Origin of the sequence: Erythrobacter sp. (genome assembly GCF_030066995.1) — a bacterium.
In the GTDB taxonomy this organism is placed as follows: domain Bacteria; phylum Pseudomonadota; class Alphaproteobacteria; order Sphingomonadales; family Sphingomonadaceae; genus Erythrobacter.
Window position 1 is genome coordinate 65676 of record NZ_JASJAP010000006.1, and the last position, 12044, is coordinate 77719.

A 12044-nucleotide genomic window follows, 5' to 3' on the forward strand; every position below is an offset into this window, starting at 1 on the left:
CTGCACTTGCGGGCTCGCATGGACATGACATAGGCGCGCGACGCGGGAGGAAGCAACGCCCTCACGGAACCATCACGACACTGGAGTGCGGCCTAATCCTCCTCGTCCAGTTCGCCGCGGTAGAGCTTCTTCAGCCACCGGCGTCCCCGGAAATGTGTGATCGCGAGCGCAGGGATGACCAACATCAAGAGCGCGGTGCCGATCAGCACGCCGAAACCGAGACTTGCGGCCATGGGGATCAGAAACTGAGCTTGCCGGCTGGTCTCAAACGTAATCGGCGCCACGCCCAGGAAGGTCGTCGTCGCGGTGAGCATGATCGGGCGGAACCGCGATTTGGCCGCGTCCACAATCGCCTCGTCCTCGCTCATTCCCAACGTGATATTCTCGTTGAAGAAGTCGATCATCACGAGGCTGCCGTTGATGATCACGCCAGCCAGCGCAACGAAACCGAACAAGGACAGAATACCAATCGAAAGCCCAAGCAAGACATGGGCGACAAGCGCTCCGATAAAGCCGAAGGGGATCGCGGCCATGATAACGAACGGCTGGGTATAGGATTTGAATGGGATGGCAAGCAGCGCGTAGATCGCGATCAGGGCGATCACGAAAGCCCCCCCCAGATCACCAAAACTCTCTAACTGCTCTTCCTGCTCGCCGCCGAACTTGTATTGCAACGAGGGATAGTCGGCGAGGATCGGGGGCAGTATCTCCTCCTCAATGAACTGGGTCGCTTCCGTCCCGGTGATGGCGTCTTCATTGACATCGGCGCTCACACTGACGATGCGCCGCCCATCTTCGCGCCGGATGGTCGCGGGCGCCTCGGTAAAGTTCGCCTCCGCGATCGCGGACAGGGAGGTGAAGCCGCCGCCGGGAACGCGCACGCGCAACGCGTTAACGTCGGCGATCGAATCGCGCTCTGCTTCAGGCAGACGCACGTAGACGCGCACATCCTGTCGGCCACGCTGGACCCGCACAGCCTCCGCACCGAAGAACGCGGCGCGCACCTGATTGGCCAAATCCTGGACGGTGAGACCAAGTGTGCGCGCGTCCGGCTTCAAGCGCAGCTCGATCTCTCGCAGGCCAGCGTCCTGATCGCTCTCAGTATCGAACGCGCCGTTGATCCGACCGATACCTTCCATCACACGGACACGCGCGGCGTCCAGAACCGCTTGGTCCTTGTCTGACAGCTGAACGTTGATCGCAGCCCCAAAGCTGATGTCATCAGAGGAGATGGAAAGCGATCTGACTTCGACAAGCTCGCCGATTTCCTCGCGCCACGCCGCTTCGATCTCGGCCGCGTCGACTTCGACTTCGCGATCCGCTTTCAACGCGATCTGCACATCGGCCAGGTTGGCAGCCAAGGTGGTCGAGTTGCCAGCCGGGCCACCTCCGGATGCGCGCTGACCGACAGTGGAGTAGATCGCTTCGACAAAGTCCGGGATCACCCCCGCCTCGCGCTCTTCCTTGCGCGCATAGCGCGCAAGCACCCGGTCGCCGGCCGCCAGGACCTTCTCGGTCACTCTCTGTGTGCGCTCAATGGTCGATCCGGCTGGCATATCGATCGAGGCTGAGACGATTTCGCCCGGAATCTGCGGGAAGAAGCTGACCTTGATGATCCCCGCGGGTATCAGCGAGATCATGACGATCAAAAGGGCTGTAGCCGCTGCGAGCACGACCGCTGGCGCTTTCACCGAAAATTCGAGAGCCCTGTCGAGCGGTCCTTCGACAAAGGCTTTGAAACGCTTGTCGACCGCCTGCTGCACCCTTTCGAAAAAGCGCGTGATCTGATTGCCCGCGTGCGCGCCCGCAGCCGGCAGGTGCGACAAATGGCTTGGCAGAACAAGCAGCGCCTCAACCAGCGAGAGGCCCAGCACCGAGACGACCACCAGAGGAATATCGGCCGTGATGTTACCGATCACCCCGCCGATCGCCAGCACCGGAAGTATGGAGGTCATGCTGGTCAGAACCGCGAAGATCACCGGCGTGCGCACCCGCTGCGCCCCTGCAATAGCAGCCCCCAGGCCACTTCGACCACCTTCGCGCTCTGCGTAGATATTTTCGCCGACCACGACCGCGTCATCGACCACAAGGCCAAGCGCCAGGATAAAGCCGAACAGCGAGAACATGTTGATACTCGACCCGATGATATCGAGGACGAAAATCGCGCCGGTAAAGGTGGCGCCAATCCCTACCGCGGTCCAAAACGCCAGCCTCAGATCCAAGAACAGCGTAAGGGCCAGAAGAACGAGAAACAGGCCCTGAGCCGCGTTCTTGAGCAGCAGCTGGTAACGGTCGTTGAGGATTTCGGACTGATCGCTCCATACCGCAAATTCGACGCCGGGCGGGGGCGCGTAGCTCGTCGCCAACCTTTCTTTGACGGCCGCCGCGACATCGAGCACGCGTTCATCGGAGGTGCGGTAGATATCGACAAAGGCGACTGGCTTGCCGTTGAAGCGCGCGATCAGGTCGCTGTTTTCAAATCCGTCCGTTACGGTTGCGATATCACCCAGCCGCAAAAGATCGCCTTCGCCGCTGCTGACCACGATGATGTTCTCAAAGTCCGACTGGTCGTAGTTCTGGCCAACCGTTCGCAGACGCACTTCTTCATTAGGCGTTTCGAGCGATCCGGCGGACGCGTCCAGACTAGACTGCGTAACCACCTGCGCGATTTCCGGCAGCGACAGATCGAGCGCGCGCAGCGATCCTTGCGGAACATCGACAAAGATCTGATAGTCCCTCACGGCGCTGGTCTCGACATAGGAGACCTCGGGCATGGCGGCGATCTCATCTTCGAGAGCAAAGGCCGTTTCCTTAAGCGACCGCTCCGAAACGTCGCCGAACAAAGCGATGCGCAGCACGACGGAGCGTGTCGTGAGTTCCCGGATATCGGGCTCGTCCGCTTCAGCGGGGAAAGTTTCGATCTGATCGACCTCGGACTTTACCTCGTCGAGCGCGGCCGCAATGTCCGTTCCTTCCTCCATCTCGATGCTGACCGTGCCATTGCCCTCACGAGCTGTGGCGGTGATCTTGTCTACGCCTTCGATGGCTTCGACCGCCTCTTCGATCCGCTGGACAACCGACTCTTCGAGTTCGGCGGGAGTGGCGCCAGGATAATTGACGCTGACCTCAATCGTATCGAGGCTGCTTTCGGCAAAGACCTCCTGCACAATCTGCCCGAACGAGATTACACCGAGGACAAACATCGCGAGCAGCAGAAGATTGGCGGCCACCCCGTTGCGCGCCATGAAAGCGATCACACCCCGGCGGTCGCGCGCGCGATCGCCGGGGCGCGGACGCGGCGAAGATGCTGATGACGGTGGGGGTGGGACCGGTGCGCTGGCCGTGGCCGGATCCTCGCTCATTCGGCTTCACTCACTGACACCGTCTCTTGCGCACTTTGAGGCTCGGCTCCCACGACACGCAGCGCCATGCCTTCAATGGGCGCGGCCAGGTTGCTCGTAATCAGCTTGCCGCCCTTTGAGAGCTCCGGCGATGTTATGTACGCGATGCGGTCGCTGCGCTGAATGACGCGCACTTCAAGGACGACTAGCTTGCCATCGCGCACCACCCAAATCTCGTTGCCCGGTCGCACCGCATCGCTTGGCACTGTTGCGTAGCTGTTGAGGCTCGCGCCTGTGATCGTGACGTCCACAAACGCACCCAGCAGAAGAGGCGGGGCACGGCCGGCTGCCTCCTCATCCAGGATACGCCCGCTGGTAAGGGGCGCGGGCACTCGCACGAAGACCTCGATATTGCGGGTCGCGCTGTCGAGGATTGCGTTGGCCCGGTCGACATAGGCGTCCCATCGATAGCGGGTCCCGCCATAGGTTGTGGTGACTTCGGCTGGAACGCGTCCTCCCGTACCGGTGAGCAAACCGGGAATGAGCGCGGCTTCATCGGCGGTCAGCGAAACACGAACCTCATAAGCGTCGGTTGCAACCAGTGAGCCGAGCTGCTCACCTGGCTGGACCAGCTGACCCACGGCGGCGTTCTCCTCACGCACGAGCCCGCCAAAGGGAGCTTTTACACTCGTTCGAGCCAACTGTAGCTTGGCGTCGGAAAGGTTCGCTTCGGCGCGATCAAGGGCAGCCTTGGTGCTTTGCAATTGCGGCTCACGCGTGGCCAGTCCACGCGAGCCGGCGCTTATCCCGGATGTGGGCGCGTCGGTCTGAGTCTGCGCGGCGACGTCCTCCATGCCGCGCGGTGGCAGGATGACCGTCTCGCTCAAACCACCCGCAGCCGCCGCCTGCGCCCTTGCGGCAAAGCGCTCAAGCTCTTCGCGCGCGATCTCGACTTCCTCTTCCGCCTCCAACACCGCGACGTTTTGCGCCTCGACATCGGCTTCGGCGGCGCGCACCTGGTTTACAAAGTCGCTCTGCTCGATCCGAAAGAGCGGCGCGCCCTTCGCTAAGACTCCGCCCTCGCGAAACGAGGGGTTCACATAGGTGAGCCGACCCGAAACCTGCGCCGCGATCACAACTTCGTCTCGCGCTTGCACCGTGCCCTGTCCCAAAACGGGGATCGTCCCGGATGTCTCCTTCAAGGCCACCGCCTCCACCAGCGGGACCTCTTCGATGCGCTCTTGCTCGATCGGCTCGGGGCGCAACATTATCAAGACAGCAGCGATCAGCGTGCCGCCGATCAGAAACGCGAGCGAATAGAGCAGCTGGCGGCTCATGAGGCTTCCCCATTATCGAGTGTTGTCTTGTCGCTGCGCTGCATATCGACGGATCGCGCATCACCCGGTGCCCCCCCAGGGCTCCAGTCTCCGCCAAGAGCGCGGTGCAGCCCGAGGCGCGCCAGCGCGGTCGCGCGAGCAGCCGTCGATAGGTTGGTCTCCACCCCATAAACGGTTCGCAACGCGTCCAGGTAGGCAAGATAGTCGCCGGTTCCGGCGGCGAACCGGCGGCTTTGCAGGTCCAGCGACCCGCGCGATTCCGCGAGCTGTTCAGACACGAGTGCATACCGGTCGCGCTGCTGCTCGTAATCCGCCAGCGCACTCTCCACCTCACCGAACGCGGTGATGACGCTGCGAGCGTAGGCCGCGGCCTGTTGGTCATAGGTCGCCCGCGCCGAAGCGATATTTGCCGTGATACGCCCGCCATCGAACAGGGGCGCAGTGAACGCCGCAAGGAGCGAAGAGGTCCAGTTGGTGGCGAAATCGAAAGCGCCAGCCGGATCAGCGCCTTGAGTGCCGAGCGTGGCGGTGAAACTCAAGGCGGGGAAACGTTCCGCTCGGCGCGCACCGATACGCAGCCGCGCCGCTTCCAACCGCTCGTACTCCGCCGCGACATCCGGGCGCTGCGCCAGAATCGCGATCGGTAGACCGCTGGGCACCGACTCAAAGACGAGTCGCGGTCGGAGAGGCTGGCTTAGCGCCTCGTCCAGTTCGGCGGGGTAGGCGCCCAGCAACAGGGCGAGGCGCGATCGGGTGGCGACGAGAGTGGATCGCAATTGCGGCAGCGAGCTCTCCGTCGAGCGAAGATCCTGCCGGATCTGGTAGAGTTCAAGGCTGTCGACAAGGCCTCTTTCAAAGCGTTCATCGGTGCGATTGGCGCGGTCGCGCAGAACTTCGACGGTTCTTTCCGTCAGCGCGATTTGCCGCGCCGTATCGACATAGTCGAAGTAGGCCGAAATCGTCTCAGCAGCCGTACTAAGCTGGACCGTCTTGAGGTCGCGCTCGCTGGCGATCGCATCTTGGCGCGCGGCGCGAAAGTCATCGCGCGCGCGGCCAAACAGATCGAGCTCATACGAAGCGGTGGCGCCAAGCGTATACGCTTCGTTGTCGATCCGATCCGATCCGCCCCCGCCAAGATCGCCAAAGGCAAGTCCGGCAAGCGGCGAACTCGTCTCGGACGCATCTCCGGCAAGCGAGGTCTGCGGAACCAGAGCCGCGCGCGAGACGCGCGCCTGCGCCCTCGCCTGACGTAAGCGTGCGGCGGATTCCGCAATATCGAGATTGCTGGCAAGCGCCTTTTCGACCAAGTCATCCAAAACCGGGTCCTCAAAAGCGCGCCACCAGTTTTCGGGCGTGTATTCACCGGTTTCGGCAAGCTCGGCCTGAGCGAAGCTTTCGGGCATCTGTTCAACGCGCGCGGGCGTTCGCGCATCGGGTGCCATCGAAATGCACCCTGCGAGCGCGCACGCGCTCAAAAGCGCGCTGGCGCAGGCCGCAAAGCGACGAACGATCGGAAGCCTCGGGGATGGCAGTCTAGGCGCGAGTGTCACGATAACAGCGCAACGCACTAAGGCTGCGTAATATCCTGACAAGTGAAAGTTCGTAACCGAACGTCGCGATGACGTGACGCTGCGCACGAAGCCGCACGAGACGCACAATCAGAGATTTGGCAAGAGGCCTTTTGCAGGGGCTCAATCAACAAAGAGGCTCGCCCGACCCCTCGGCGAGCCTCTTTGACGAAGGGGTTAGGCGGCGATCGAGGTGCTTGTCACTTCGTCAGCAAAGCTAAGTCCGGGGCGGTACCGCGCGTCGACACGGCCGTCCTTGAGCGTGAACAGATGCAGCCAGCCGTTATCGAACAGCTCACGCATGCCGGGGTGGCGTTCCAGCACATCAAGGATCGCTTCGCGCGGTGCCTCGATCATCACCGACAGACGCAGCGGTTCGTGGGCGAGTTCCTCTCCATCGTGCACACCTTGCCACGGCAGGCCCGGACGCAGTCGTCCGCTGTTGCCTTCGATAACGCCAATGCCGCCCACAACGTTGTGGATCAGCTTGTTGCCACCGCCAAAGATGTCGGGCGCGACCGAAGAGCCATAATATTGAAGCGAAATCCAGCTCGCCACGACGACCGGAGCGGTCAGGACTAGCTCGAGAACGCTGAAGTCCTCATCGCTTTGCCAATCGTAGGAATTGAGGAAGGCGCGGCCGCCCAAATCCTTGCCCGCGGTCGCCGCGCGCGGGGCGGCTATGAAGGCGCCGCAGCCCGCCAAACCCCACTCCGGCCGTGTTTCGGCCCAGTTTCTTGCACGCGCGTGGAGGTTCTGCCATTTGGCACCCGGCAGGCGCGGAGCGCGCTCGGCGCGAGCGATCCAAGCCGCCTCTGAAAGCCAGCCGCGCACGAGGCCAAGATCGTGCGGAACATCCGTCACATCCTTGTCGTAGAGCGTCACCGCGTCCGTCGTCGTATCGTGCAGCCCGGCGATGAAAACCGTATCCTCGGGCACGTGCAGCCCGCGCTCGGCCAGGCCCGTACGGGTCTCGGGATCGTTGAGCATGCCTGCCAGCACCCGTGTCGACACATCGCCCGCGTAGCCACCGCAAGCGCCGCAGTGATAGGCGCTTTCATGCGGGTTGTTGGTCACATTGCCGCCGTGCCCAAGCAGCAGAACCACCTTTGCGAAATTGGTCGTCAGACCCATCGCGCCGAGAACGGTGGCTGCGGTGTCGACTTTCATCTTGGCGGAAAGACCGCCGACCACTTCGGGCATGGGCTCGGGCTTCGTCGGACCCTTGGCGAGACCCAACGCATCCTTCACCAGCTTGACCGCGTAAAGCGGCCCCATCGATTCGACAAAGGCAAAGGACGAGACCGCCGCCTGCTTGAACCGACCAAAGGCGCGCGCCGTGCGAGCCTTGATGCGGGTGCTTTCATCGACCTTCGGATCGCCCTCGCTGGTTGTTTCAAGACCCGGATTCAGCAGGACAGGGAGCCGATTCTGGATCAGGTCCGAACCGTGCGGGCGGTGCGCCAGAGGCATGCCGAAGAAACCCGCAAATCCGATCGTCTCGACCCCGCTGTCGACGCTTTCGAGGGCGCGACGGAAGACTTCCGAGCGCACATCGATGCAGAAAGCGGCTTGAACGTGAGGACGCCCGGACACCTTGTCGGAACCATCAAGAGCGGCAATCAGGCGCCGCTGGTGTGCGCGGTCGGCGGAGTCCTGTAGGATCGCGAGCGTCACCTGATCCTGTGTGGCTTCGACCGGCGCAGCGTGGCCCGCCAGCGCGTCTGTCCACTCAGACTTCACTTCAGGAAACGCCTCCAGCAATGCCTCCTCCCAGATCAGGCGTATGGCGAGCAAATCGGCGAGCGTGCGGTCGACATCCTCCTTTAGTTCCGCCTGCCACAGCATCCAGCGCGCGTGCTGAGCCCAGCCACCAAGGCTCATATAGAGGCGGTGGAACGCGGTCTCGGCTGCATCCGCTTGGATCCCAAGCTTGTCGGCGGCAAAAAGGATCGCGCGCTCAGTCGTGTCCGGCGCCGCGGCGACATGCGCGCAGAACCCGCCAAGGCCCGCAATTTCAGGGGTCAGATCGTGGCTCGCCCAGGCGCGCCAGGCGGCGAACGCCTCGGCACCGGGCGTGGGTGACCACAGAGCCTGACCGCGATCAAAGTGGCCCGATGCCCATTGCCCAAAGGTTTTTTCGATCACCGAGGGCCAGTCGGTGCCGCTTGTGCGCGCAGCGAGATCGGCGATGGTCGGCAGAGCGGGAGCGGCCGCAACATCCCCCAACGAAGAAGCCGCCAGTTTGAGCGCCGCGACACTCGAATGCTTGAGCGAAGAGGTGTTCGCCTCCAGCGCCGCCTCAAGATCTTCGTCGAGAATGAACCCCTCGCGAATGGCCTTGGCATAGGCTGAGCCCGTCTGCGTGATCCGCGTGCCCGCGACGCGCGACAGCCGCGCCGATGCGGTCGCGAGATCCTCACTCGTTTGCCCCAGGAAAGGGTTGACCGCGACCGTCGCATCAAGCGGGAATGCGGGCGGGATCGCACGCGCGGCGGCCTCGGCGGCGGTAAGCACTTCGGAAAGCCGAGCGGGGGTAATCTGCGAGGGATTGAGGAACATCGTTGTATCTCCGGCCATCAGCTCATTGGGGTTTGCTCTTGGTCGCCGCGAAGCCGCCAATGGCGCGGTCGAGCAGAGCATTGAGATAGAGGCCGTTGGCCAGATGCACGCGCAGCCCTGCAGTCGAGGGGTGGTGCGCCCAAAGCGGGAAGAGCGCCTGCGCAAAGGCAACGAGGCCGAACGACACTACCGCCAAAACGATCAGAGCCCATTCCAGCGGGCCGGGCGTCGGCGCGGCGGGAAGGATCGGTCCCCAAACCGCCTGTGCAAGCACCTGGAAGGTGAAATAGGCGACCGCCGCGATGATCGACGAACCGACAAGCCGCTGCGTCAGCTCGCGCGGGGCAAGGTCAGCCAGGCCCTGCGCGACCATGTAGGCAACACCGAAGATCAGGATCGCACCCAGAGCCAAGGCCTGCGGACTCTTTGGCCCAAAGGCGAAGATGAAAAGGCCTGCAATCAACGCGTAGAGCAGCATGGCGAGACCGAACGAATTCAGCACCGCTTTCACGCTAGGCGCGGCGACTGGTCCCGGGCGGCGCACTTTGGCAACGTCCTCGATCGCTCCGCCAGAGGAAAGGAAAGCGTGCGCCTTGTAAAGCGAGTGCGCGACGATGTGCAGCAGAGCGAGCGTCCACAGACCAAGGCCACACTGGAGCAGCATGAAGCCCATTTGCGAAACGGTGGACCAGGCTAGCGCGGTCTTGACGGCACTCTGGGTCAGCATGACGGCCGCGCCGAACAGCGCGGTAAAGCCGCCAATCATCACAAGCGCGGCCATCGCGCCCGAGCTTTGCTGAACCAGTCCGGCGTTGGCGATCAACAGAACGCCTCCCGAATTGATGATACCCGCGTGAAGGAGGGCGGAAACAGGCGTGGGCGCTTCCATCACTTCGGTGAGCCAGCCGTGCAACGGGAAGGCGGCGGTTTTGAGCGCCGCAGCGACGACAAGGAATACAACAGCGGCGTTGCCAACAAGGCCAAGACCCTGCGCCCAAGCCGCATCCGCCAGCGCAGACAGTTCCAGCGTTCCAAACGCGGCGAACAGCATCGCCGTTGCCAGGATCAAAAACGCATCCCCCGCGTGCCACACGATCGCAAACTTCGTGGCAGCGCGCTGAGCCTCCGGGCGATCGGGATAAAACAGCAGAAGCCGCTTCAAGGTGAGCCCCACCGCCAGCGTCGCTATCACAAGGGTCGCAAGGCTTCCGGCCTGCGCAAAGACAAGCACCGAGGCGAGCGTTGTCAGCATCAAGGCGTGAAAGGCGCCCTCGCGGCTTTCGCCATCGAGATAAGTGCGGCTGTAGCGCATCACGATCCAGCCGATAAAGCCCACCAGCAGCGCCATGGTTGCGCTGACCAGATCGGCGCGCAGGGCAATCAGAACGGGGCCTTCAAACGCGGCAACGCCCACGGCCCTGGCGGCCACGACCTGCACCAGACCGCCCGTTGTCAGAGCAAGCGAGAAAAGCGCCGCGAGCTCGGCAAGACGCGGTGTCAGGCCCGGTCGACGGCCCGGTCGCGACGCGGCAAACGCGGCCACGAGCAGCAGGACGATAGGCGCAAAGAACGACAAGGACGGCGCTGTAAGCATAGAGTGAGGCTCCGAAGGGGATCGAGCTGGATTTGGTCAAAGGCGTGTAGCGGCAAGCTTGCATTAAAAAAAATTCAATATTTCTCGCGAAACGTTCGCTATGATAGAACAATGGCTGTTCTAAACCTGCACCACCTCCGCCTTTTTCGCGCCGTTGCGCGCGAGGGCACGCTCACCGGCGCGGCGCGCGCGCTCAACCTTTCTCAAAGCGCCGTCTCCACCCAGATCAAGGCGCTGGAAGCCGCCCTCGGTCACGATCTGTTCGAACGGCGCGGACGCAGCCTGGAGATCACCGAAGCCGGCCGCATCGCGCTCGACCACGCCGACGACATCTTTCGTACCGCCGATCACCTAACCGCCACGCTCTCCAGCGCCGAAGGGCAGCGCCGGGTCTTGCGGATCGGCGCGCTTGCGACGCTTTCGCGCAACTTCCAGATGCGGTTTCTGGAGCCTATTCTGGGCCGCGACGATGTTGAGGTGGTGCTTCGCTCAGGGTCTCAGGACAGCCTTCTGCGCGCGCTTGAGGGGCTCAGCCTTGATGCTGTGCTCACCAACCTCAGCCCCGCACGCGACGCGGGCAGCCCGTATCTGGTGACCCGAATAGACGAGCAACCGGTCAGTCTGGTTGGCTCGCCCGAACGGGCGCAGAGCTTGCGCAGCGGTGCCTCGATTGCGGAAGTCATCCGCGCGCACCCGCTCATCCTCCCAACCCCGGAAACATCGCTAAGGGCCGGTTTTGATGCGTTGATCGAGAGGCTCGCCCTTGATCGTCAGGGGATTGTCACACGCATCGCAGCGGAAGCGGATGACATGGCGATGCTGCGCCTTTTGGCCCGCGCGGATGTCGGAGTGGCAGTCATCCCGCCGATTGTCGTGCGCGACGAACTGGAGGCGGGCACCCTCGTGGAGATGCACCGACTGGAGGACTTGAGCGAGATATTCTGGGCGGTGACGATCCGCCGCCGCTTCCCCAATCCGCTGCTAACCGAGGTGCTTAACTAGCCGAGGCCATCTCGCAGTTCAGCCCCCGATCGACGCGATCGCCTCAGACAAGCTTACCACATCGCCGTATTTTGCGTTCATGTCGAACAGGTTGGCGCGGTGCGGGTCCTCCTGACGATCACCCACCGCCTCTTCGATGATAATCGGGATGAACCCGTGGCTGCAGCAATCGACACAGGTCGCGCGGACACAGCCGCTTGTGGTCAATCCGGTGATGAGCAGGCTGTCGTGCCCCGCCGCGGTCAGCGTTGAGGCCAGCGACGTTCCGAAAAAGGCGCTGGGATACTGCTTGGAAAGGACAAGCTCGTCCTCGCCCGGCTCCAGACCCCGCGCCCATTCGCCATACCGATGCCCCTTCGCAAAACCCGCCAGCGGCGCGACTTTCTGGGCAAAACGTCCGCCGTCCCAAAGCGAGGGGTGGTACACGACTTGGGTGTAGATGACCGGCACACTCGCTCTCCTCGCCGCCTCACGCAAAATGAGCGCAGCAGCGAGCGCGTCGTCAACATCGGCGTAAAGCGGGCTCTCCGGCTCAAAATATGCGGCGACAAAGTCGATCAGGATCAGCGCCGGTCTGGCGCCGAACCCGATCCGGCCTTCATACACACCCGAATAGCTCGCTTGAAGATCATCGCTCATG

The 12044-nt window shown here is 62.9% G+C and carries 7 protein-coding genes; 1 reads left to right on the forward strand and 6 read right to left on the reverse strand.

Annotation, left to right across the window (positions count from 1 at the left end):
* Positions 1-92: 92 nt before the first annotated feature.
* The 5 genes from QNI87_RS14115 to QNI87_RS14135 all read right to left on the reverse strand — a co-directional run bounded on the left by QNI87_RS14115 (position 93) and on the right by QNI87_RS14135 (position 10402).
* Positions 93-3362 (reverse strand): efflux RND transporter permease subunit, encoded by a 3270-nt coding sequence (locus QNI87_RS14115; RefSeq protein ID WP_300597666.1) that lies wholly within the window; start codon positions 3360-3362, stop codon positions 93-95.
* The gene (locus QNI87_RS14120) at positions 3359-4678 is read right to left on the reverse strand and encodes an HlyD family efflux transporter periplasmic adaptor subunit (protein ID WP_300597668.1); all 1320 of its coding nucleotides are present in this window, start codon (positions 4676-4678) and stop codon (positions 3359-3361) included. Before QNI87_RS14120 ends, QNI87_RS14115 begins: the two co-directional genes overlap by 4 nt.
* Positions 4675-6315 carry a TolC family protein gene (locus QNI87_RS14125; protein WP_366146192.1) on the reverse strand — a complete coding sequence of 547 codons (1641 nt, stop codon included), beginning with the start codon at positions 6313-6315 and terminating at the stop codon, positions 4675-4677. Before QNI87_RS14125 ends, QNI87_RS14120 begins: the two co-directional genes overlap by 4 nt.
* A 108-nt stretch (positions 6316-6423) precedes the next feature.
* Positions 6424-8826: a DUF2309 domain-containing protein gene (locus QNI87_RS14130; protein ID WP_300597672.1), complete on the reverse strand. Its 2403-nt coding sequence runs from the start codon at positions 8824-8826 to the stop codon at positions 6424-6426.
* A 4-nt stretch (positions 8827-8830) separates the two neighbouring features.
* Positions 8831-10402, reverse strand: a complete 1572-nt coding sequence (locus QNI87_RS14135) for a proton-conducting transporter membrane subunit (RefSeq protein WP_300597674.1) — start codon at positions 10400-10402, stop codon at positions 8831-8833.
* Between the two features lie 111 nt (positions 10403-10513).
* On the opposite strand from QNI87_RS14135, the gene QNI87_RS14140 reads away from it, so the two are divergent.
* On the forward strand, positions 10514-11404 hold the full coding sequence (locus tag QNI87_RS14140) for a LysR family transcriptional regulator (RefSeq protein ID WP_300597676.1): 891 nt from the start codon (positions 10514-10516) through the stop codon (positions 11402-11404).
* A gap of 18 nt (positions 11405-11422) precedes the next feature.
* On the opposite strand, the gene QNI87_RS14145 is transcribed toward QNI87_RS14140, so the two are convergent.
* Positions 11423-12043 (reverse strand): isochorismatase family protein, encoded by a 621-nt coding sequence (locus tag QNI87_RS14145; RefSeq protein WP_300597678.1) that lies wholly within the window; start codon positions 12041-12043, stop codon positions 11423-11425.
* Between the last annotated feature and the right edge of the window lies 1 nt (position 12044).

What these genes read in the sequence shown, in the direction of transcription:
- QNI87_RS14115 (WP_300597666.1), bottom strand. Translation starts at nt 3,362, where the DNA reads ATGAGCGAGGATCCGGCCACGGCCAGCGCACCGGTCCCACCCCCACCG.
- QNI87_RS14120 (WP_300597668.1), bottom strand. Translation starts at nt 4,678, where the DNA reads ATGAGCCGCCAGCTGCTCTATTCGCTCGCGTTTCTGATCGGCGGCACG.
- QNI87_RS14130 (WP_300597672.1), bottom strand. Translation starts at nt 8,826, where the DNA reads ATGGCCGGAGATACAACGATGTTCCTCAATCCCTCGCAGATTACCCCC.
- QNI87_RS14135 (WP_300597674.1), bottom strand. Translation starts at nt 10,402, where the DNA reads ATGCTTACAGCGCCGTCCTTGTCGTTCTTTGCGCCTATCGTCCTGCTG.
- QNI87_RS14140 (WP_300597676.1), top strand. Translation starts at nt 10,514, where the DNA reads ATGGCTGTTCTAAACCTGCACCACCTCCGCCTTTTTCGCGCCGTTGCG.
- QNI87_RS14145 (WP_300597678.1), bottom strand. Translation starts at nt 12,043, where the DNA reads ATGAGCGATGATCTTCAAGCGAGCTATTCGGGTGTGTATGAAGGCCGG.